Below are 21,533 nucleotides of genomic sequence, written 5' to 3' on the forward strand. Positions count from 1 at the left end.
ATGCGGAGACGGTGCCTCGGCCCTCGTGTCGGGTCAGTCCAGAAGGGAGAGCGCCTGGGCCGCCGCGTCGCGGATCCGGGCGGGGTCCGGCGCCGTACGGCCGAGGACCCGGAGGCCCTGGAGCAGCACGAGCAGGAACCGCGCCAGGGCGTGCGGGTCCTTGTCCTCGCCGAGCTCGCCCTGGGCGCGTGCGCGGATCAGTGCCGAGGTCAGCGCGGTCTCCACGGTGTCCCAGCTCGCGGCCACCCGCCGCGCCGTCCTCGCGTCGCGGCCGGCCAGCTCGACCGCGCTGTTGACCACCAGGCAGCCGCGCCGGCGCTCGTCGGTGAGGGACTCCTCGGCGTAGGCGTTCACCAGCGCTCGTACGGCCGGCAGCGCCGGGCCCGGCTGCGACAGCAGCTCGACCACGTTCGGGTCGCGGGTCTGGACGTACCGTTCGTACGCCTTGAGGTAGAGCTCGTGCTTGCCGCCGAACGTCGCGTAGATGCTCGCGCGGGCGATGCCGAGGTGCGTCACGAGGTCGGCCATCGAGGTCGCCTCGTAACCGCGCTCCCAGAACAGCTCCATGGCCTTCTGCAGCGCCGCGTCCGGGTCGAACTCCTTGGTGCGTGCCACGGCCGAAACCGTAGCCTTATCGAGACCGATCGGTCAATTAAGCGTCATCGACGGCCGCAGCGCCGGCGACCACCGCCTGCTCTCGCGCGCCGGGCGCGGAGCCCCGGTAGCCGCGGACGTCGGCGAGCAGCAGCATCGCCAGGTTCGCGCCGGCGACCAGGACCGCCAGGCTCAGCAGCGGCGCGGCCGTCCCGGTCACCGCGGCGACCGGGGCCGCCACCGTCATCCCGAGCGGCCGGCTGGCAAAGGAGATCAGCGCGTCGAAGGAGCCCACCCGGCCCAGCGCGTCCTGCGGGATCCGGTGCTGCAGGGTCGTCTCCCACAGCGGGCTGAGCACGCCGAGGCCGAACATCGCCACGAAATAGGCCGGTGCGACGACGGCCAGCAGCGCACGGGACGGGGCGAGCGCGGCGATCCCGAGCGCGGCCAGCGGCAGCCCGTACGCCGCGCCGCCGAACGCCACGGCCACCAGCGGGCGGCGGATCCGCAGCCGTCCCGCGCCGAACACCCCGATCAGCATGCCCGCGGTGCCCGCCTGGGCGATGACCACCCAGGCGGTGTCCCCGCCCAGGTGCCGGACCGCGATGACCGGTGCGAGCGTCAGCAGGAAGCCCGCCGCCAGGTGCCAGACGCCGTGCCCGGCCAGGGTGGTCAGGAACCACCCGTGCCGCCGGGTCTCCCGCCAGCCCTCGCGCAGTTCCGCCGTGAACCGCTCCCGCCCGGCGTACGGCGCGGCGTGGCGCGGAGCGAGCCCGCCGAGCGTCCCTGCCGAGACCGCGAAGAGCCCGGCGGTGAGCAGCGACGACCAGCCGGGCCCGGCGGCCAGCACCAGCCCGCCGGCGGCGGCCGGGGCGGCCATCTGGGCCAGTCCCTCGGCGACGCCGAGCCGGGCGTTCGCCCGGAGCCGGTCCGCGCCGTCGATGACGCCCGCGACCAGCCGCCGCACCGCCGGGGTGCCGAACGCCACCCCGGCGCCGGTGACGGCCGAGAGAGCGGCCAGCTCCGGGATCCGGGCCGGGCCGCGCAGCAGTTCCACGCCGATCGCCGCCTGCGCGGCACCGCGCAGCAGGTCGGCGCCGAACACCACCCGCTGGGCCGGGAACCGGTCGGCGACCACCCCGGCGACCGGCAACAGCACCAGCATCGGGACCAGCTCACACGCCAGCACGACGCCGAGCGCGGCGGCCGAGCCGGTCGCCCGTACCACGGCGAGCGTGAGGGTCGTGGGGATGAGCGCGGTGGCCAGGGCGGCGTTGGTCCGGCCGAAGATCAGTCGACGCATGGCCCAGGACATTAGTTCGCTGGCGTATGTTTCGTCAACGAACTATTCGCCGGCGTAGCATACTGGGCGTATGGAGGACTCCGTCGATCAGCACCTGGCCCGCTGGCGCGGCAAGGCGCCCTACGACGAGCGCACCGAGGCGGTCGTCACCCGGATGCAGTTCCTGGTGAAGCACGTTCACCAGGCCAAGGACCGGGCGCTGGCCGAAATCGGGCTGCAGGAGTTCGAGTTCGAGACGCTGCACCGGCTGGTCTCTCACGGGGGCTCGATGACGCCCTCGGGGCTCGCGCAGGAGCTGTTGCTGTCCCCGGCCGGGACGACCGGGCGGCTGGACACGCTGGAGCAGGCCGGGCTGGTACGGCGAATACGCGGCACCGGCGACCGGCGCCGGGTGGAGGTGGAGCTCACCGAGGCCGGCCACGCGAAGTGGCTGGCCGCGATGAAGGTGCGCGCGACGGTGGAGACCGACATGATCGCCGCGCTGGATCCCGCCGCGCAGGAGACGCTGGACGGGCTGCTCAGGCGCATGCTCGTGAAGGTGGAGGCCACTCGGAACGCCCCCACCTCGCCCCACTGACGCACCGCTCGGCACTCACTTCCCGGATCCCGTCGCACGGGCCGGTGCGTGACGGGCGGTGACCGGAACGGCGAACGACCTTCGATCCCCGGCCCAGCCGTCGGCCCGCAGCAGTTCGTCGAGTTCTCGCAGGTCCGCCGGGCCGAGGTGGATCTCGGCGGAGCGGGCGTTGTCGGCGAGCCGGTCCGGCGATCGGGTGCCGGGGATCGGGACGACGTCGGGGCCCTGGGCGAGCAGCCACGCCAGCGCGAGTTGCCCCGCGGAGATCTCGCGCTGCTCGGCGAACCGGCGCAGGGCGGCGACCTGCCGCCGGTTGGCCGCCAGGTTGCCGCCCTGGAAGCGGGGATCGGCGCTGCGGAAGTCGCTGAGCCGGATGTCGGCCTCGGTGAGGGAATCCGTGAGCAGCCCGCGGCCGAGCGGGCTGTAGGGCACCACGCCGATGCCGTGCCGGCGGGCGGCCGGGATGACGTCGGCCTCGGGCCGGCGCCAGAGCAGTGACCATTCGAGCTGCACCGCGGCGATCGGATGCACCGCGGCGGCCTGCTCGAGCTGGTCGGCCGTCACCTCGGACAGGCCGAGGTGACGGACCTTGCCCGCCTGAACGAGCTCGGCCATCGCGGCGATGGTCTCGCCGATCGGCACCCGGGGGTCGGCGCGGTGCAGGTAGTACAGGTCGATGACGTCCGTGCCCAGCCGCGCCAGCGACGCCTCGCAGTCGGCGCGCACGCGCTCGGGCCGGGCGTCGACCCGTACGCCGTCCGGGCCGCGGACGATGCCGAACTTGGTGGCCAGCAGGGTCTCGTCACGCCGGCCGGCGATCGCGCGGGCGATGAGGCGCTCGTTGTGGCCCTGGCCATAGCTCATCGCCGTGTCCAGCATCCGCACGCCGAGATCCAGCGCCGTCCGGATGACCCGGACGGATCGCTCGTCGTCGGCCGGGCCGTAGCCCTGGGACAGGCCCATGCAGCCCAGGCCGAGCGCCGAGGTCGTCAGCGTTCCGAGGTGTCGTTGCTCCATGGGTCCCACCCTGCGGCCCGCGAACCGATAAGTCCAAGATTGATATGATCTTGCATTTATCGCGGATTACTATGAATCCATGGAGCTGCGGCAACTGACGTACTTCGAGGCCGTCGCCCGCCTCGGCGGGTTCAGCCGGGCGGCCGAACAGCTGCGCATCGCCCAGCCCGCCGTTTCCGCGCAGATCCGCAACCTCGAGCGCGAGCTCGGCACCACGCTGTTCGAGCGCACCACCCGCCGCGTCACCCTGACGCACGCCGGTGAGCTTCTGCTCGTCCGTGCCCGCGCGGTTCTCGCCGAGGTGCAGGGCGCGCGCGCCGACCTCGACCAGCTCGCCGGCGTGCTGCGCGGACGGCTCAGCATCGGCGCCACCCCGGTGCTCGGCTCGCTCGACCTGCCCGCGGAACTGGCCGGTTTCCACCGCCGCTATCCCGAACTCGCCATCACCACGCGGACCGGGCTGGTCGCCGACCTCCTGGACGGGCTCGCCGACGGCGACATCGACGTGGTCCTCGGCCCCATCCACGACGACCTGCCCGAGCGGTACCGGGCACAGCGGCTGGTCGGCGAGAGTCTCGTGCTCATCACCCCGCCCGACGGCGCGGCGGGCACCGGCACGACGACGCTGGCCGCGCACCGTGACCGGCCGTTCGTCTGCCTGCCCGCCGGCAGCGGGCTCCGCTCCATCCTCACGCGCGCCGCCGCCGACGAGGGCTTCACGCCCCGCGTCCCGTTCGAGGCCCCGGACCCGGCCGGCATCCGCGCACTCGTCGCCGCCGGCATGGGCGTCGCCCTGCTGGCCGAATCCGCGGCGACCGCCGACGGGCCGCCCGTCGCCGTGCGCCGCCTCAAGGCCCCGCCGCGACACCCGCCGATCGGCCTGATCCGCCTCCGGGACCGCGCCCCGACCCCGGCCGTACGAGCCTGGCAGCGGCACCTCACGCGGCCGGGATAGATCGCGCCCTGCGCGGTGGCGGCGAGGCGGGGGTTCGGTCTCCCCGCCCCGCCTGAACCGGGTGGGCCGCCGGATCAGGCGGCCTCGGCCTCTTCGACCTCGGCCGGCACGATCTCGGCGCGGTGCGCGCCGACGTGCCGGGCACGGCGGCGTACGGCGAACGGGACGAGGGCCATGGCCAGGCCGGCGACGGCCACGAAGGTCACGAAGACCAGGCCGGGCCGGTACTCGGCGAGGACACCGGCGGCCGTACGGGCCGGGGGACCGTCGCCGGAGATGAGGGCGGTGGTGACGGCCAGTACCAGGGCCGCGCCGACCTGGGCGGCCGTCTGCACGAGCCCGGCCGCCAGGCCTTGTTCGTCGTCGTGGATCCCCGCGGTCGCCTGGACGTTGATCGAGGGGAACCCGAGCGCGAAGCCGACGCCGAGCAGGACCGCGGTCGGCAGGATCGCCGTGACGTACACCGGGTGCGTGCCGATGGGCAGGAACAGCACGTACCCGGCGGACATCGCCGCCAGCCCGCCGACGATGAAGCGCGCCGTGCCGAACCGGTCGATCATCGTGCCGGCGAACGGTGCGCTGAGCGCGACGAGCAGTCCGGCCGGCAGCAGCGCGAGCGCCATCTTCAGCGGCGCCCAGCCGAGCACGTCCTGCAGGTAGAGCGTGATGATGAACTGGAACGAGGTGTAGGAGCCGAACAGCGCGACGATGGCGAGGTTGGCCCGCACGAGCGTGCCCTTGCGCAGGATGCCGAGCCGGACCAGCGGGTGCCGCACCCGGCGCTCGACGTACACGAACGCGATGAGCAGCACGATCACCGCGGCGAACAGGGCGAGCGTCACCGGTGAGGTCCAGCCCCGGGCCGGGGCCGACACCAGGTCGTAGACGAGCACGAGCATCGCGCCCGTGGAGGTCAGCGCGCCGAGGATGTCGTGACCGCCGGAGGAGGCGGGCGTGTCGCGGGGGATCAGCGCGAGTCCGGCGGTGAGCGCGACGATCGCGATCGGCACCGGCATGAGGAACGTCCACCGCCAGCCGATGCCGGTCATCAGGCCGCCGAAGATCAGTCCGGAGGAGTACCCGCTGGCGCCGAAGACCGTGTAGATCGACAGCGCCTTGTTGCGCATACGCCCCTCGGCGAACGTCGTGGTGATGATCGACAGGCCGGTCGGGGCGGTGAACGCCGCGCTGACGCCCTTGACGAAGCGCGTGGCGATCAGCAGCGGGCCCGAGTCGACGAGCCCGCCGAGCAGGGACGCGACGGCGAACACCGCCAGGGCGATCAGGAAGACCCGCCGCCGGCCGAGGAGGTCGGCGGTGCGCCCGCCCAGCAGGAGCAGGCCGCCGTAGCCCAGGACGTATCCGCTGACGATCCACTGCAGGCTCGACGTGGTCAGGTGCAGCTCGGTGCCGATCGAGGGCAGTGCGACGCCGACCATCGACACGTCGAGGCCGTCGAGGAACAGCACGAGGGAGAGCACGGCGAGCACGCCCCACAGACGCGCGGGCCAGCGCTGCCGCCGGGGCAGGTCGTTATCGGACAGAAGGGATTCAGGTGTCACGGTCGTGGTCACCGGACCGAAGTTACATGCACATGCATTCAATGTCCACGCATTAAATGTGCTTGCATCGAACCCGTCAAGGTGGTATGTTCCGCCCATGAGCGATGCCGGTGAAGAGGCGATCGTCCGGCGCTGGCGCGACCTGCTCGCCTGCTACAGCACGGTGTCGTGCGCGCTGGACCGCGCACTGCAGGACGCGCACGGCATCGGCATGAGCGAGTTCGAGGCGCTCGACCGGCTCGTCGACGCGACGTGCGAGCAGCGCCGCATGCACGACCTGGCGGGCGACATGTACCTCAGCCAGAGCGCGCTGTCCCGTACGGTCGCCCGGCTGGAGCGGGCCGGGCTCGTCGAGCGCACCATGTGCGCCGACGACCGCCGCGCCATCTCCGTGACGCTCACCGAGGCCGGCCGCGAACGCCACGCACAGGCCCGCCGGACCCAGCGCGCCGTCCTCGCCGAGCACCTCGTGCCCGAGCCGGTGCCCGTACGGGCCAACGCCTGAGCAAGCCTGAAACTTACAATGTAAAGGCCACGGCCCGGTCGAGTCGTCACAGCGGTTCGGGTGCCCCCTCCCGGACGGGGTCGGCGGATTCCCGGGGCCGTGGAACGGCGGTTGAAACAGCGCCGCGCAGCGCGGCCTCGACCCGGCGGTTACCGGTCTTGGTCGCCGTGACGGCGGTCATGGAGAGCAGGAGGCCGGCGGCGGCGTAGAGCGGGGTGCGCACGCCGTAGGTGGTGGCCAGCCAGCCGCCGAGCAGGGCGCCGAACGGGGCGGCGCACATGGCGAGCATGCGGGAGGTGGAGGCGACCCGGCCCATCAGGTGGGCCGGCACGATCGCCTGCCGGAGAGAGGGCGCGAGCACCATCGTGGCGCCCATGCCCGCCCCGCAGACCGCGAGGGCGAGGCCGGCCACGTAGGGATGCGATGCGGTGGCAAGCCCCAGGATGGCCAGTCCCTCGACCGCGGCCGTGCAGGTCAACGCGGTGCCGGTGCCGAGCCGTCGGCCGAGGAGGGAGGCGACGCCCGCACCGAGCAGCCCGCCGGTGGCCTCCGCGGTGAGGAGCAGGCCGAATCCGAAGGCGTCGATGCCCAGGCGGTCATGCGTGAAGAGGGCCAGTACCGTCTCCACGGCGAGGAAGGCGATGTTCCCGACCGCCGGACGCAACGCGAGCCCGAGCAGCAACCGGTCCCCGAAGACGTACCCGGCCCCGGCTCGCGCCTGCCGCAGCAGCGACTCACGGGCCTGCGGTACGGGCCGGGGCGGGGCGGGCAGCGACCGTACGAGCAGTGCGGAGAGCGCGAACGACACCGCGTCGGCGAGGAGTGGAACCGCCCGCCCGAGCGCCAGCAGCGCACTGCCCGCAGGCGGCCCCGCGAAGCCGGACGAGGCGGTCTGGGTGCCGCGCAGGCGGGAGTTGGCGCGCTCCAGGAGCGCGGGGTCGCGGCCGAGCAGATCCGGCAGATAGGCCGTGGCGGCCGTGTCGAAGAAGAGCCCGCCGAGGCCGAGCAGGAAGGTGACGGCCGCGAGCAGCGCAATGCTGAGTACGCCGAACGCGGCCGCCACCGCCGGAATCGCCAGCAGCACCGCACGCGCCGCGTCCATGACCCACATCGTGCGCCGACGGTCCCAGCGGTCCACCAACGCACCGCCGAGCACCCCGAACAGCAGCCAGGGCAGCGTTCCGGCGGCCGTGACGACGGCGAGCGCCATCGGATCCCGCGTCAACGTCAACGCCAGCAGCGGCAGCGCGCCATGAGTCACCCCGTCACCGAGAGAGGACACCGTCTGCGCGGTCCACAGCCGTCCGAACCCGGCCGGCAACCTCTTTGCCTCCCAGGTCATTCGGCATCACCCTCGCCCTCGGTCGGCGCGGCCCGCTCGCGCGACGCCGGCCGGAATAGCGCGAAGGCGAGCGACACGTCCGGCAGCGACGGATCCGACAGCGCCCGGTACTCCTCCGCCAGCGCCTGCAGCCGCGCCCCCAGTTCCGCGAACCGCTCCTCGGTGAGCCGCAGATGCGCCAACCGCACATACCGCTCACCATCCACCGGTGCCGCCTCCAGATCCGCCACCACGTGCCGCATCAGCACGTCCGGCTGCCCCGCCCCCGGATCCGGCAGCACGATCGCCCGCGCGGCCATCGCGTAGTACCGCTCGGTGACCCCGCGCACCTTCCGCGTCCGTACCACCTTCACCAGGCCGGCCCGCTCCAGCAGCCGCACGTGATAGCTGGAACTCCCCTTCGCCAGGCCCACCCGCTCGGCGATCTGCGTGATCGTCGCCGGTTCGAAGCGGAGCACGGCCATGATCCGGTGACGCGTGAGATTCGAGACGGCGCGTAGCTGCTCGTCAGTGGTGACGTGGAACGTCTCGGGAAGATCGTCCGTAGGCATGCGGTCAATGGTCAACGACTCTTGACCATTGCGCAAGTAGGTTTCGTGCGGGCCGGGGCATCGGGACCCCGGGCCGTGTCGCCACACGCTCCGCATGACCAGGTCAGGGGGGTGGTGAGCGGCTTGTAGCACAGCGGTAACAACCGGGACCCAGCCCGGAAACGCCCGATCGTAAAGATCGTGGTCAAGTCGTCTCCGGGGAGAGGGTGAGCGGATGGCCGGCCACTGCGTCACGGTCGGGTGCGGGAGGGCGGCTCACCGTCCCGCCGGAGCGTGGCCCCTTCGCGTGGGCTCGCACGAAACTTACTATGTAAAGGCCCCGGCCTGTGACACCCCACCTGGTTCCCTCGCACTCATCCGGCCACCTCGGCACCGAACGAGAACCCGTCCGGCCGGTCGCATGGAGGTGGCCGGGTCGTGAGCGCCGAGCCGCTGGCCGGTTTCACCGTCGGCGTCACGGCCTCCCGTCGCCGTGAGGAGCTGTCCGCCCTGCTGGAGCGCAAGGGCGCGCGGGTGGTGTACGCCCCGGCGATCCACCTGGTGCCGCTCGCGGACGACACCGAGCTGCTCGACGCCACCCGCGCGCTGCTGGCCGGGCCGGTCGACGACATCGTCGTCACGACGGGCGTGGGCTTTCGCGCGTGGCTGGAGGCGGCGGAGGGCTGGGGTCTGCGCGACGACCTGGTCAAGCTGCTGAGCGACGCACGCGTATTCGCCCGCGGACCGCGGGCGAGGAGTGCCGTCCGCGCCGCCGGCGTGACCGAGACGTGGTCCCCGGAGCACGGGGAGCCGGACCACTGGGAGGAGGTCCTGCGTCACCTGCTGGAGGAGGACCTCACCGGACGCCGGATCGCGGTGCAGGTGTACGGCGAGCCCACACCGCAGCTGACCGGCACGCTCCGCCGCGCGGGCGCGCGGGTCGTGGAGATCCCGGTGTACCGGTGGGCGCGCAGCGACGACCCGACGCCCCTGCGCCGCCTGGTCGGGCAGGCGGTGGCCGGTACGGTCGACGCGATCACTTTCACCAGCGCGCCCGCGGTCGCCGCCACTCTGGCCGTCGCGGCCGACGACAACCTCGAGGGGTTGTTCCTGGGCGCGCTGCGCACCCACGTCCTGGCCGCCTGCGCGGGCCCGGTCACGGCCGCGCCGCTGGAGGAGAGGGGAGTGGTCCCGATCAGCCCCGAGCGCGCCCGGCTGAGCGCGCTCGTCCAGCTGCTGTCCGCGGAACTGCCGGCCCGGCGCGCGAGCCGTCTGGCCGTCCACGGGCACGCGCTGGAGCTTCGCGGGCACGCGGTCGTGCTCGACGGTCAGCTCAGGCCGATCGCCCCGGCGCCGATGGCGATCCTGCGCGCGCTGGCCCGCCGCCCCGGGCACGTGGTCTCGCGTGCGGAACTGTGCGGGGTGCTGCCCAGCCGCGCCGTGCCCGGCGGGGCGTACGGCCGGCCGCAGGCCGACGAGCACGCGGTGGAGATGGCGGTGGCGCGGCTGCGGCGGGGCCTCGGCGGAGGAGGACTGGTGGAGACGGTGGTCAAGCGCGGCTACCGGCTCGCGTGCGACCCGGTCTTCACCGACGCCGACGGCGCCGGGAAGGCTCTCGGAGGCTGAGCGGCGCCGATCAGGCGGAGGACTCCCTCCAGGCCGGGGTTTCGGGAGATCGGTGACAGGCGCCGTCGCGTCATCCTCCCGAGTTCTACGACGGCGCCGGCACCGGGAACATGCGCTCCACCTGCCGGACCGAGATCCGGCCCGCCGCGTAGTCCTGAAGGATCCGGCGGTATTCGGGAACGGTGAGGTCGCGGGTCTCGAGCCGGGGGACGAGGGCTTGGAGGACCCGGATGTTGTTCTGCCGGCCCGGAAACCAGTCCCTGTTCCGGACATCGATGTCCTGGTGGTTGGTGAAGAACCACACCTGGCCTTCGGCGTGTTTCACGAAGGCCTGCCGCAGCACGGGATTGTTCTCGATGGTCTCGAGATACACCGGCATCGTGGTGGTGTGCAGATCGAGGCCGGCCCGCCGGCAGATCTTCTGGAACTCCGGCCACAGCCCGATCGGGTCGGGTTTCGCGAGAACCTCGACCGAGAGGTCGACACCGTCCTCCGGGCCTTCTCGTTCAGGAGAATGAGATCGCCCACCGCCACCGGGACCGGCCTGCCGTAGTAGTCCTGCGTCTTCAACGTGTCGTGGAACGTCGTGGCCTGGATGGAGTCGTACACGTACTTCCCGGCGCCGGGCGTGTACGTCTCCGTCATGATGCGCCTCATGACCTCGCGGGTCACCGCCGCGGAGAAGCTCTCATCGCGCCCCCGGCCATATCCCTGCAGAAGGTCGTGCCCCGCGCCCGCGGGGATGTTGAGGATCATCTCCAGGTCGGAGAAGGGCCGCTGCCGCGGGAGGTCGGCGAACGCGACACCGTCGCCTCGCCCCTCGATCGTGGCGCGCATGGAGGCGGCCGCGTCCACGCGTAGCCCGGCCCGTGTGACGGGCGCCAACGGCGCGGCCCACCGGGCCCGCTCCGCGTAGCGGATGGCGCCGTCGGCGGCTCTCTCGCTGTGCTGCGTGTTGTGCTGCGTGTGCGGGGTCTCCGGCCATACCGGAGCGTGATGCAGCCGGGGAGCCTCAGGAGTGCCGTACCTGTTCCGCACGTGGTCCAGCAGCAGCGCGGCGGCACGTACGGCCTCGTCGACGATCCGCGCGTTCCTTGCGTTCCCGGCCACCTCCGGGGGCAGCATGCGAAGGAGCCGGCGCACCGTGGCCGGATCGGGCTCCGCCCGGTCGAGTCCGTCGAGGAACTCCTTGATCCGCGGGTCGCGCTCCCGGATCTCAGCGAGTTCGCGGTCCCCTACGTCGGTCCCCGGGCGCTCGAGGATCCGGGGAGCGTCGGCGGTACGTTGCTCGCCGTCTCCCCCTCGTAGTACCGGCGCCCGGAGACGATCAGCATGCCCCCGGTGGCTCGCAGGAGGTTCACCATGTCCGCGAGGTCGGCCAGTAACGCGTCGCGCACCTTGCCGAAGCCCGGCGACCTGCCGTCCCCGTTGAAGAAGGCGCGCCCGATGTCGTCGGAACCCCAGCACGCACCGGCCGCCACCAAGGCGGGACATAACGTACGGTCCACCGCGGACGCCAGCGCGTCGGACGCCTCGATCACGCCACGCCCGGAACGGGTCCACGTGTGCGGATGAACTTCGAAACCAACCGTCATCGTCACGTACCACCACATGACGTGGCGCGGGGGAGAGGGCCCGGTAGCGCCGTCCGATGTTCCAAATTCCCCCGTACGGTAGCGCAAAGATGATCAATCGGCCCGGGGAAACGAGTGGTCGAAAGCGGCCTCGACCAGGCTCATCGAGCCGCCCGCCACCGGGAGGCGGCAGAACAGGGCGTTCGTCGATTCTTTGTCGCGGCGCCACGACAAAGAAGAGGACCCCGCCGGTCGGGCGGGGTCCTTGACGGCGCGGTGGTCAGCTGGCGAAGTCGAGCAGCGGCCGGGCGTTGCTCGGGTGCCGCAGCTTCGACAGCGACTCCTTCTCGAGCTGACGGATCCGCTCGCGGGTCAGGCCCAGGTGCTTGCCGATCTCGTCCAGCGTGCGCGGCGTCCCGTCGTACAGGCCGAAGCGCATCGCCATGATCTTCTCTTCGCGGGCCGAGAGCACGCCCAGGGCGCGCCGCAGCTGGTCGGCCATGAGCTGCCGGTCGACCAGTTCGGAGGCCTCCGGGGTGTCGGTGTCCTCGATGAGGTCGCCGATCCGGGTCTCGCCGTCCTCGCCGATCGTGGAGTCCAGGCTGATCGGCTGGCGGCTGGTGCGGAGCAGCTCCTGGACCTGGGCGGGGCTCTTGTCGAGCTCCACCGCCAGCTCCTCCGGAGTGGGCTCGCGGCCGAGGCGCTGGTGCATCTCGCGCTCCACCCGGCTCAGCTTGCTCAGCATCTCCAGGACGTGCACGGGCAGCCGGATCGTCCGGGCCGAGTCGGCGAAGCCACGCTGGATGGCCTGCCGGATCCACCACATGGCGTACGTGGAGAACTTGTAGCCCTTGGTGTAGTCGAACTTCTCGACGGCGCGGATCAGGCCGAGGTTGCCCTCCTGGACGACGTCGAGCAGCGACAGCCCGCGGTCGGCGTACTTCTTGGCGACCGACACCACGAGCCGGAGGTTGGCCTCCAGCATGTGGGCCTTGGCCCGCTGGCCGTCCTCGGCGATGAGCCGCAGCTCCTCGCGGGACCGCGCGGACAGCTTGGCGGCGTTCTCCAGCTTGTGCTCGGCGTAGAGCCCGGCCTCGATGCGCTTGGCGAGGTCGACCTCCTGGGCGGCGGTCAGCAGCTGACGGCGGCCGATCGCCTTGAGGTAGGTGTGCACCGAGTCACCCATGACCGAGGACTGGTCGTCCAGGTCCGTGGGAGCGTCCACCTCGAAGTCGTCCGACTCGGCGGTGGCGACGGGCGCCTCGGTGGCGGCCGTCGTCTCGACGGGAGCGTCGGCGACGACGATCTCCTCGGCCGGGCCGTGCTCCTCGACGGGCTCGGTGACCTCGGCGTTCTTGGTCTTGGCCGGGCGGGTGGTCCGGGTCGTCTTGGTCCGGGTGGACTTCGCCTTCGGCTTCGCCGTGGAGCGGGCGGGCTTGGCCGGCGGGGCCTTCTTGACAGTGCCCGTACCCTTTTTCTTGGTGGACGAAGGCTTCGGCTCACCGGCGGGCTTGTCCTGGCTGGCCAGCCGTACACCGGCGTCGGTCAGTTCACGGATGATGGAACGACCCTGCGCGGGGGTGATACCGGCTTCCTGAAAGGCGTTCCGCACCTCGTCAAGCGAGAGGTGCCCCTGGGAACGGCCACGGTCGAGAAGTTCCTCGAGAGGCGTCGTGGTCGGCGCTGCGGGCGCGGCGGTAGCAGCGTTTCGCGGCATGAGGACACCTCCCTCCCTTCGTACGTATCTTGGCGGCATGGGACGTGCGTCTCTGGCATATGCGCGCACTATCCGAAACGCGCAGTTGTGTCTGGGTTGTTCCCGCACGGCGGAAACTTTCACCTGGCCGGGGTGGGCTCCACCGTAAAGCCTGACGCTCGCAGGCGTCGTCTCCGCGGCCGTTCGGGCCGGTGGGACCACCGTACGCCGCCGCGGCGGCGGACTCCAGCCGCACTGGTCACGCCGCTCCGACGGTCGCTCCGTGTGACAAGTAACACTTTCGGCCGCCCGGCCCGGCGGCCCCGCAGGTCACTTTGGTCTCGATCGCCTCCTGCCGCCCCCTCAGCCGCGCGCCTGGATCGTCGTGGTCCGCAGCGTGCAGGTGGCGACCTTCAGGCGGGTCGAGCAGGTCCAGTGGTCGATGACGGCCAGGCCGGCGCTGCCCTCCGCCGGGGTGGTGGGGTCGTAGTACTCGGTGAACACCCGCAGCGCCGTCACGCAGGTCGTGCGCCCCTTCACGACGACGACCCGGGCCGGGTACCCGCCGAGCGCGGCGACCCTTCCGCAGACGGTGCCGGCGCGGGCCGGGCGCGGCGGGCCGGTCGGCGTGTGCGACGGTTTGGGAATCACCAGGGGAGGGCCGGAGGGCTGCTGTCGCTTCGCGGAGTGTCCGCCGGCCGAGCACCCGGCGAGCGCGACCAGCGTCACCAGGGCGAGCACGCGAGGTACGACCACGGACAGGGATTCTCTCAGAGCAGGCGGCGCAGCCGTACCCGATCCGGCTTTCCCGACGCCAGCAGGGGGATCTCCGGGACCGGTTCGACGGCGCGGGGCGCGGCGTGCGCGGGCAGGGTCGTACGGACGTGGTCGCGCAGCTCCTCGAGCGTGGCCGAGCCGACGATCACGGCGGTGACCCGCTCGCCCCACTCGGGGTCGGGCCGGCCGACCACGACGACGTCCTCGACGCCGGGGTGGGTGCGCAGCAGCTGCTCGACCTCCCCGGCGACGACCTTCTCGCCGCCGGTGATGATCACGTCGTCGGCGCGGCCGCGCACGCGCAGCCGCCCGTTCTCGATGACCCCGAGGTCGCTGGTGACGAACCAGTCCCCGTCCAGTGCGGCGGAGGTCAGGTCGGGGCGCAGCCGGTAGCCGTCGAACAGCACCGGGCCTGCGAGGCGGATCCGCCCGTCGTCGCCGACGGCCGCCGAGACGCCGTCGAGCGGCACGCCGTCATAGACGCAGCCGCCGCAGGTCTCGCTCATGCCGTAGGTGGTCAGCACCCGGCCGCCGGCCGCGCGTGCGGCCGCCAGCAGGTCCGGGGGAGTGGCGGCCCCGCCGAGCAGGATCGAGGAGAACACCGACAGGTCGTGGTCGAGCATGCGGCGCAGCTGGGTCGGCACCACCGAGATGTGCTGCGCGCCGGCGGCCACCGCGTCGGCGGGGGAGAACCGCTCGTGCACGATCGGCGTGGTGCCCGTGACGATGGAGCGGGTCAGCACCTGGACGCCGGCGATGTGGTCGGTGGGCAGGCAGCACAGCCAGCGGTCGCCGGGGGCGGCGCCGATCCGGTCGAGCGTCGCGGTGGCCGAGCGCGTCATCGCTTCGGCGGACAGCTCGACGATCTTGGGCTGTCCGGTGGATCCGGAGGTCGCGATGAGGACGGCCGCGTCGGTGGGCCGCCCGCCGTCGCGTCGCGCGAGGCCGTCGGGGGTCTCGACCGCGGCGGGGGCGAGGGCGTCGAGGATCGCGCGCAGCGCGGGCTCGGGCAGCGCGGGGGAGAGGGGGCAGATCGCGGGGCCGCTGCCGTCGAGAGCGGCTTCGAGCCGCCGGGCGATCGAAGGTCCCGGCGGGAGGATCACGGCATGGAGGGGTCGGCTCATGGCGCCGTCAGGCTATCGAGCGTCGCCGCCCGGGGCGCGGCGGGGAGCCGGGAAACTTACTATGTAAAGGCGGGCGCCTGACGATCTTCCTCTTCGAGCGAACACCACAACCCCCGATCCACAACGCGGGCGGCGGACCGCTTGAATGGCAGGGCGCCGATCGCCACGAAAGGACACGGCATGGTCTCCGAGCTGTTCGACCCGGACGCGTGGAAGGCGGTGGAGGGCTTCGACCTCACCGACATCACCTACCACCGGGCCGTCGATCACGGCACCGTACGGATCGCGTTCAACCGGCCCGAGGTGCGCAACGCGTTCCGCCCCCACACCGTGGACGAGCTGTACCGCGTGCTGGATCACGCGCGGATGTCCAGCGACGTCGGGTGTGTGCTGCTCACGGGGAACGGCCCGTCGCCGAAGGACGGCGGGTGGGCGTTCTGCTCGGGCGGTGACCAACGGATCCGTGGCCGGGACGGCTACCGGTACGCCGAGGGGGAGACGGCCGAGACGATCGATCCGGCGCGTTCGGGGCGGCTGCACATCCTGGAGGTGCAGCGGCTGATCCGGTTCATGCCCAAGGTCGTCATCTGCGTGGTGCCGGGCTGGGCCGCGGGCGGCGGGCACAGCCTGCACGTGGTGGCCGACCTGACCCTGGCGAGCCGGGAGCACGCGCGGTTCAAGCAGACCGACGCGGACGTCGCGAGCTTCGACGGCGGCTTCGGGTCGGCGTACCTGGCGCGGCAGGTCGGCCAGAAGTTCGCCCGGGAGATCTTCTTCCTCGGCGACACCTACGACGCCGAGGCGGCCCACCGCATGGGCATGGTCAACGCCGTGGTGCCGCACGCGGAGCTGGAGTCGACCGCGCTGGAGTGGGCCCGCAAGGTCAACGGCAAGAGCCCGACGGCGCAGCGGATGCTGAAGTTCGCCTTCAACATGGTCGACGACGGGCTGGTGGGGCAGCAGGTCTTCGCCGGTGAGGCGACCCGGCTGGCGTACATGACGGACGAGGCCGCCGAGGGCCGCGACGCCTTCCTGGAGAAGCGCGCTCCGGAGTGGTCCCGTTTCCCCTGGTACTACTGACCTCCGGTGTACGGGCCGGGGACGAGCGGTCGTAGGGTTGGGCGAACGCGAGATCGACAGGATGAGGGGTCGGGCCATTGCGGGTGTTCGCCATCCCGATGCGCACGCGGTTCCGCGGCGTGACGCGAAGAGAAGGGGCGCTCGTGCGTGGCCGGGCGGGGTGGGGGGAGTTCTCCCCGTTTCCGGAGTACGGTCCGGCGGAGTGCGCCCGCTGGCTGGCGGCGGCGTACGAGGCGGCCGATGAGGGCTGGCCCGAGCCGCGCCGTACGCGGATTCCGGTCAACGTGACGGTGCCGGCGGTCGGGCCGGAGGCCGCGCACGCGATCGTCCGCTCCTCCGGGTGCCGTACGGCGAAGGTGAAGGTGGCCGAGCCCGGTCAGGACGAGCGCGAGGACATCGCGCGGGTCGAGGCGGTGCGTGACGCGCTCGGGCCGGGCGGCCGGGTGCGGGTGGACGCCAACGGCGGGTGGGACCCCGACACCGCGGTCCGCATGCTGCGGGCGCTGGGGGAGCTGGAGTACGCCGAGCAGCCGTGTCCGACCCTGGAGGAGCTGGCGGCCGTACGGGCGCGGGTGGACACGCCGGTGGCGGCCGACGAGTCGATCCGCCGGGCCGAGGACCCGTTGCGGGTGCGTGCGGCGGACGCCGCCGACATCGTGGTGCTGAAGGTGCAGCCGCTGGGCGGGGTGCGCGCCGCGCTCGCGGTGGCCGAGGCGTGCGGGCTGCCGGTGGTGGTCTCCAGCGCGGTGGAGACGTCGGTGGGGCTCGCGGCGGGTCTGGCGCTGGCGGCGGCGCTGCCGGAGCTGCCGTACGCCTGCGGGCTGGGCACGCTGTCGCTGCTGGAGGGCGACGTCGTCGCCGATCCGCTGAGGGCGGTGGACGGCGTGATCGAGGTGCGGCGGCCGAGGGTCGATGAGGAGGCTCTGGCGCGGTACGAGATCGACGGTGAAGGCTGGCGCCGGCGCGCGGATGAGGCGCGTGCGGTGCTGGACGAGCGGCGTGGAGCGGCGCTGTGAACCCGGCGACCGCTCTGGCGACGGTCCTGGTGGACGAGCTGACGCGTTGCGGGCTGACCGATGTGGTGATGGCGCCGGGGTCGCGGTCGGCCGCGCTGGCCATGGCGCTGTTCGAGCAGTCGAAGGTGCGGCTGCATGTGCGGATCGACGAGCGTTCGGCGTCGTTCCTGGCGCTGGGGCTGGCCAAGCGGAGCGGCCGGCCGGTGGCGGTGGTGTGCACGTCGGGTACGGCCGCGGCCAACTTCCATCCGGCGGTGGTGGAGGCGCACGAGTCGGGGGTGCCGCTGCTGGTGCTGACCGCGGACCGGCCGCCGGAACTGCGGGAGACGGGCGCGAACCAGACGATCGACCAGATGAAGCTGTACGGCTCGGCGACGCGGTGGAGCTGTGAGGTCGGCGTGCCGGAGGAGCGGCCGGGCATGGTCGCCTACTGGCGTTCGCTGGCGAGCCGCGCCTGGCATGTGGCGCTGGATCCGGATCCGGGTCCGGTGCATCTCAACCTGGCGTTCCGTGAGCCGTTGGTCCCCGACGGCGACGAGTCGTGGTGTGAGCCGCTGGACGGTGACGCGCCGGGGCCGTGGACGAAGGTGCGGGCGGCGACGCCGGGTTCGGTGCTGCACGTGCCGCCGACGCGCCGTGGTGTGCTGGTGGTCGGCGACGGCGCGGTGAACGTCAAGCGGTACGTCGCGGCGGCGTCGATGGCGGGCTGGCCGGTGCTGGCGGAGCCGAACGGCAACGCGCGGTACGGCGATCACGCGCTGTCCTCGCACCATTTCCTGCTGGGGGTGCCGGAGTTCGTCGAGCGGCATCATCCGGAGGTGGTGGTGACGCTCGGCAAGCCGGGGCTGTCGCGTCCGCTGCTGTCGTACCTGCGGCGTGCGGAGGAGCACGTGGTGGTGACGCCGTCGCTGGCGCGGTGGCCGGATCCGGTGCGGTCGGCGACGCAGGTGGCGCAGGAGGCGGAGATCCCGGTCGTGTCGGGTGACGACGCGTGGCTGAAGGCGTGGCGGTCGGCCGACCTGGTGGCGCGGAACGCGGTGGACGCGGTGCTGGATGAGACCGCTGAGCTGTCGGAGCCGCGGCTGGCGCGCGACCTGGCGTCGGCGATGCCGGGCGGGTCGCTGCTGCTGGCGGCGGCGAGCATGCCGATCCGGGATCTGGATCAGACGATGCATCCGCGGCGGGGTATCCGGATTCTGGCGAACCGTGGCGCGAGCGGCATCGACGGGCTGGTGTCGACGGCGGTCGGTGCGGCGCTGGCGCACGGCAACCGGGCGTTCGCGCTCCTGGGGGATCTGGCGTTCCTGCACGATCAGAACGGTCTGGTGATCGGTCCACAGGACCATCGTCCGGATCTGGCGCTGGTGGTGGTGAACAACGCCGGTGGCGGGATCTTCTCGCTGTTGCCGCAGGCGGCGTTCTCCGAGTCGTTCGAGCGGGTCTTCGGTACCCCGCATCAGGTCGATCTGGCCTCGGTGGCGGCGGCGCACGGGCTGCCGTACACGCGGCTGGAGGCGATGGACGGCCTGACGAAGGTCATGGCGGGTGAGGGGTTGCGGATCGTGGAGGCGCGTACGGACCGGGCGGCGAACGCCGCGCTGCACGCGCGGATGCGCGACGCCGCGCACGAGGCGGTCCGGGCGTTCCTCGGCGCCTGACCGGCGGTTTCCCTTTCCGTTTCCTGCTCGTTCGTCGCTGATATCTCCTGGGTTCCGTGTGCGGCCGCCTGTGGTCTACAGTGTAGACAACGGTTGTCTACGGTGTAGACGTCGACGGTGAGCGAGGAAGCGCGGAGACGGTGGACATCACGGCGGAGCTGATTCAGGTGAAGGGGGCGCGGCTCCACGTCGAACGGGCCGGGCGGGGGCCGGCGCTCGTGCTCATCTCGGGCGGTGGGGGCGACGCGGCGATGTACGAGGAGATCGTTCCGCTGCTGGCCGGGCGGTTCACGGTGATCACGTTCGACCGGCGAGGGAACTCGCGCAGCCCGCTGGAGGAGCCCGGCGGTCCGATCGGCGTTGCCGAACAGGCCGAGGACGTCGTGTCGGTCCTGGACCACTGCGGGATCGACCGCGCCTTCGTGTTCGGCAACAGCGGCGGCGCGATCATCGTCGTGGAGCTGGTGGCCCGGCACGCCCACCGGCTGCTGGGAGCGGTGGCCCATGAGCCTCCGCTCGTCCAGGTCCTGCCCGATGACAGTCCCGAACGACGGGAACTGCAGGACATCGCCCGGCTGGGCCGGGAGAAGGGCGTCATGCGGGCGTTCGCCGCGTTCGGTGCGATGACGTTGCCCGACCCGCCGTGGATCTTCCGTTCCGCGTGGGGGCGGGCGGCGATCGCCGTGGCCTCCCGCGTCGGGCTTCTGCTCGGCGCGGTCGCGCGGAGCGTCACCCGGCGCGAGCCGTCATCCATGACGCGCATCCTGGGCAACACCGATCTGCTCATCCGGCGTGAACTGCCGGAGTTCTGCTTCGCGTACCGGCCCGACCTTCCCGCACTCGGCGGGACCGCGGTCCGCTGGTGCACGGCCGTCGGCGATGACAGTGTCGGCCGCCCCTATCATCGGCCCGCTCTCGTCCTCGCCGATCGGCTGGGTGTGTCGTGTGAGCGGTTTCCCGGAGGGCACACGGCCTACCAGGAGGGGCCGCGGGAGTTCACGACCCGGCTCCTCACGATCCTGGACCGGTGGTCCTCATGAAGGAGGGTTCATGACCCGCAAGGGCCGTACGGGCGGCACGGCGCCGTCGCGACGGGATCGGGCGCCGCTGACCAGGGACTCCATCGTCGCCGCGGCCTTGGCCCTGATCGACGCCGACGGCCTGGCGAAGTTCTCCATGCGCCGGCTCGGCGCCGCGCTGGGGGTCGATCCGATGGCCGTGTACCGCCACGTCGAGGATCAGGAGGCACTGTTCGACGCCGTCGCCGAGGCGATCTTCGACGAGCTCCAGGTCGCCACGCTGCCCTGGGAGGGCACCTGGCGGGAGGTGTCGCAGGAGTACTGCCGCCGGCTCCGCGACGCGCTTCTGCGCCATCCGAACGCCGTGACCGTCTTCGCGACGCGGCCGATCCGCTCGCGTACGTCGATCGACGCGGGCGTCAAGATGATCGACAAGCTGCGGGAGGCGGGTTTTCCGCCCGGCCGGGGCCTTCAGATCGTCCGTTGCCTGCGGGAGTACACGCTCGGGCATGCCCTGAGCGTCGCCGTGTTGCGGCTCGGGGCCGCCGACCGTAGCCGGAAGCCCCGCGCCGGCGATCCCGGCTACAACGTGCTGGCCGAGGCCGCCGACGCCACCGAGGCCGACGACCACTTCGAACTCGGTCTCGCCGCGATGGTGAACGGCTTTCCGCCTGAGGAGGCCGCCGGGTGACGGCTCGGCGCGCGTTGGCGTTCCGCTGCTTCCGGTCAGGTCCGTAGGGCGGTGCGGAGGGCGGCGGTGTCGGCGTCGGTCCAGCCGTGGTGGCGGAGCCAGCCGACCGGCCCGCCGTGCCGTTCGTCGAGGACGGCGAGGAACTTCTCCATCGTGGAGGCGTGCGGCATGTGGGTGTCGGCGGGCCGGGAGTCGAGGTCCTGGGCGTAGGTGGGGCTGCTGCGCAGGCGGGCGAGGATGGCCTCGAGGCGGTCGCCGGTGGCGGCGTAGTCGGCGACGATGCGGTCGCGGGGGACACCGAGGATGTCCAGGGCGAACGCGGTGACGACGCCGGTGCGGTCCTTGCCGGCGGCGCAGTGGACGATCGAGGGTCCCTGGGCGATGACGCGGAGCGCGTCGACGACGGAGCCGGGGCGGTCGGCGAGGTAGGCCAGGTAGTGGCCGACGCTGCGTTCGCTCTCCTGGCCGTCCTCTTCGGGGCGGTTCTGCCAGGGGAGGATCTTGTCGGTGTCGACACCGCCGCCGGCGGGAGGCGTGTCGGCGTCGACGTCGGTGAGGCCGCCGCCTTCGGCGAACAGGGACAGGTGGTGGATCGTCACGCGGGGGTCGCGGGTGAGCGGGCCGGGGCCTTCGATGGTGACTTCGGTGTCGCTGCGCAGGTCGATGACGTGGCGGACGCCGATGTCGGTCACGAGACGGTCGACGTCGGCGGGGGTGAGCCCCTGGAGGTTGTCCGAGCGGAGCAGCCGGCCGGGGCGGAGGGTGCCGCCGTCGGAGGTGACGAGCCCGCCCATGTCACGGACGTTGACCGCGCCGTCGAGTTCGATCCATCGAGTCATGCTGACGACCTTATCCGGGGGAGATGTCACCTTCTGGGGGAGTTCGCG

The 21,533-nt window shown here is 72.3% G+C and carries 22 protein-coding genes; 9 read left to right on the forward strand and 13 right to left on the reverse strand.

Annotation, left to right across the window (positions count from 1 at the left end; genetic code table 11):
* Nucleotides 1-33: 33 nt before the first annotated feature.
* On the reverse strand, nt 34-615 hold the full coding sequence (locus ABEA10_RS26370) for a TetR/AcrR family transcriptional regulator (RefSeq protein WP_345468572.1): 582 nt from the start codon (nt 613-615) through the stop codon (nt 34-36).
* Between the two features lie 37 nt (nt 616-652).
* Nucleotides 653-1,897 (reverse strand): MFS transporter, encoded by a 1,245-nt coding sequence (locus ABEA10_RS26375; RefSeq protein ID WP_345468574.1) that lies wholly within the window; start codon nt 1,895-1,897, stop codon nt 653-655.
* Nucleotides 1,898-1,967: 70 nt separating this feature from the next.
* On the opposite strand from ABEA10_RS26375, the gene ABEA10_RS26380 reads away from it, so the two are divergent.
* Entirely contained in the window at nt 1,968-2,474 is a 507-nt protein-coding gene (locus tag ABEA10_RS26380) for a MarR family winged helix-turn-helix transcriptional regulator (protein WP_345468575.1), read from the forward strand.
* A 15-nt stretch (nt 2,475-2,489) separates the two neighbouring features.
* Here the strand turns inward: ABEA10_RS26380 and ABEA10_RS26385 are convergent, their stop codons facing one another.
* On the reverse strand, nt 2,490-3,491 hold the full coding sequence (locus ABEA10_RS26385; protein ID WP_345468577.1) for an aldo/keto reductase: 1,002 nt from the start codon (nt 3,489-3,491) through the stop codon (nt 2,490-2,492).
* A gap of 79 nt (nt 3,492-3,570) precedes the next feature.
* Here ABEA10_RS26385 and ABEA10_RS26390 point away from each other — a divergent pair, with 79 nt between their 5' ends.
* Complete coding sequence (locus tag ABEA10_RS26390; RefSeq protein WP_345468579.1) at nt 3,571-4,446, forward strand: LysR family transcriptional regulator; 876 nt, start codon at nt 3,571-3,573, stop codon at nt 4,444-4,446.
* A 74-nt stretch (nt 4,447-4,520) separates the two neighbouring features.
* On the opposite strand, the gene ABEA10_RS26395 is transcribed toward ABEA10_RS26390, so the two are convergent.
* The gene (locus ABEA10_RS26395) at nt 4,521-6,020 is read right to left on the reverse strand and encodes an MFS transporter (RefSeq protein ID WP_345468580.1); all 1,500 of its coding nucleotides are present in this window, start codon (nt 6,018-6,020) and stop codon (nt 4,521-4,523) included.
* An 85-nt stretch (nt 6,021-6,105) separates the two neighbouring features.
* On the opposite strand from ABEA10_RS26395, the gene ABEA10_RS26400 reads away from it, so the two are divergent.
* A complete protein-coding gene (locus tag ABEA10_RS26400; RefSeq protein WP_345468581.1) occupies nt 6,106-6,513 on the forward strand; it encodes a MarR family winged helix-turn-helix transcriptional regulator in 408 nt (135 codons plus the stop codon).
* A 46-nt stretch (nt 6,514-6,559) separates the two neighbouring features.
* Here ABEA10_RS26400 and ABEA10_RS26405 read toward each other — a convergent pair whose 3' ends face one another.
* The gene (locus ABEA10_RS26405) at nt 6,560-7,855 is read right to left on the reverse strand and encodes an MFS transporter (protein ID WP_345468582.1); all 1,296 of its coding nucleotides are present in this window, start codon (nt 7,853-7,855) and stop codon (nt 6,560-6,562) included.
* A complete protein-coding gene (locus ABEA10_RS26410; protein WP_345468584.1) occupies nt 7,852-8,406 on the reverse strand; it encodes an ArsR/SmtB family transcription factor in 555 nt (184 codons plus the stop codon). Before ABEA10_RS26410 ends, ABEA10_RS26405 begins: the two co-directional genes overlap by 4 nt.
* Nucleotides 8,407-8,823: 417 nt before the next feature.
* Here ABEA10_RS26410 and ABEA10_RS26415 point away from each other — a divergent pair, with 417 nt between their 5' ends.
* Complete coding sequence (locus tag ABEA10_RS26415; RefSeq protein ID WP_345468585.1) at nt 8,824-10,011, forward strand: uroporphyrinogen-III synthase; 1,188 nt, start codon at nt 8,824-8,826, stop codon at nt 10,009-10,011.
* A gap of 85 nt (nt 10,012-10,096) precedes the next feature.
* Here the strand turns inward: ABEA10_RS26415 and ABEA10_RS26420 are convergent, their stop codons facing one another.
* The 6 genes from ABEA10_RS26420 to ABEA10_RS26445 all read right to left on the reverse strand — a co-directional run bounded on the left by ABEA10_RS26420 (nt 10,097) and on the right by ABEA10_RS26445 (nt 15,182).
* Nucleotides 10,097-10,336 (reverse strand): hypothetical protein, encoded by a 240-nt coding sequence (locus ABEA10_RS26420; RefSeq protein WP_345468586.1) that lies wholly within the window; start codon nt 10,334-10,336, stop codon nt 10,097-10,099.
* Nucleotides 10,333-11,136 (reverse strand): hypothetical protein, encoded by an 804-nt coding sequence (locus ABEA10_RS26425; protein WP_345468588.1) that lies wholly within the window; start codon nt 11,134-11,136, stop codon nt 10,333-10,335. Before ABEA10_RS26425 ends, ABEA10_RS26420 begins: the two co-directional genes overlap by 4 nt.
* A 110-nt stretch (nt 11,137-11,246) precedes the next feature.
* A complete protein-coding gene (locus ABEA10_RS26430) occupies nt 11,247-11,552 on the reverse strand; it encodes a hypothetical protein (protein WP_345468590.1) in 306 nt (101 codons plus the stop codon).
* 313 nt (nt 11,553-11,865) lie between these two features.
* Nucleotides 11,866-13,302 carry an RNA polymerase sigma factor gene (locus ABEA10_RS26435; protein ID WP_345468591.1) on the reverse strand — a complete coding sequence of 479 codons (1,437 nt, stop codon included), beginning with the start codon at nt 13,300-13,302 and terminating at the stop codon, nt 11,866-11,868.
* A 342-nt stretch (nt 13,303-13,644) separates the two neighbouring features.
* A complete protein-coding gene (locus ABEA10_RS26440) occupies nt 13,645-14,037 on the reverse strand; it encodes a hypothetical protein (RefSeq protein WP_345468592.1) in 393 nt (130 codons plus the stop codon).
* A 14-nt stretch (nt 14,038-14,051) separates the two neighbouring features.
* Nucleotides 14,052-15,182 carry an AMP-binding protein gene (locus tag ABEA10_RS26445; RefSeq protein WP_345468594.1) on the reverse strand — a complete coding sequence of 377 codons (1,131 nt, stop codon included), beginning with the start codon at nt 15,180-15,182 and terminating at the stop codon, nt 14,052-14,054.
* A gap of 180 nt (nt 15,183-15,362) precedes the next feature.
* On the opposite strand from ABEA10_RS26445, the gene ABEA10_RS26450 reads away from it, so the two are divergent.
* From ABEA10_RS26450 to ABEA10_RS26470, 5 genes are all read left to right on the forward strand, one after another.
* Complete coding sequence (locus tag ABEA10_RS26450; RefSeq protein WP_345468595.1) at nt 15,363-16,262, forward strand: 1,4-dihydroxy-2-naphthoyl-CoA synthase; 900 nt, start codon at nt 15,363-15,365, stop codon at nt 16,260-16,262.
* Nucleotides 16,263-16,339: 77 nt separating this feature from the next.
* Nucleotides 16,340-17,278, forward strand: a complete 939-nt coding sequence (locus ABEA10_RS26455) for an o-succinylbenzoate synthase (RefSeq protein WP_345468596.1) — start codon at nt 16,340-16,342, stop codon at nt 17,276-17,278.
* A complete protein-coding gene (gene menD / locus ABEA10_RS26460) occupies nt 17,275-18,936 on the forward strand; it encodes a 2-succinyl-5-enolpyruvyl-6-hydroxy-3-cyclohexene-1-carboxylic-acid synthase (protein ID WP_345468598.1) in 1,662 nt (553 codons plus the stop codon). Before ABEA10_RS26455 ends, menD begins: the two co-directional genes overlap by 4 nt.
* A gap of 140 nt (nt 18,937-19,076) precedes the next feature.
* A complete protein-coding gene (locus ABEA10_RS26465) occupies nt 19,077-19,976 on the forward strand; it encodes an alpha/beta hydrolase (RefSeq protein WP_345468600.1) in 900 nt (299 codons plus the stop codon).
* Nucleotides 19,977-19,986: 10 nt separating this feature from the next.
* Complete coding sequence (locus ABEA10_RS26470; RefSeq protein WP_345468601.1) at nt 19,987-20,646, forward strand: TetR/AcrR family transcriptional regulator C-terminal domain-containing protein; 660 nt, start codon at nt 19,987-19,989, stop codon at nt 20,644-20,646.
* Between the two features lie 35 nt (nt 20,647-20,681).
* Here ABEA10_RS26470 and ABEA10_RS26475 read toward each other — a convergent pair whose 3' ends face one another.
* Nucleotides 20,682-21,485 (reverse strand): tyrosine-protein phosphatase, encoded by an 804-nt coding sequence (locus ABEA10_RS26475; protein WP_345468602.1) that lies wholly within the window; start codon nt 21,483-21,485, stop codon nt 20,682-20,684.
* Nucleotides 21,486-21,533 lie beyond the last annotated feature (48 nt).

This window comes from Actinoallomurus oryzae, from assembly GCF_039541955.1.
Classification (GTDB): domain Bacteria; phylum Actinomycetota; class Actinomycetes; order Streptosporangiales; family Streptosporangiaceae; genus Actinoallomurus; species Actinoallomurus oryzae.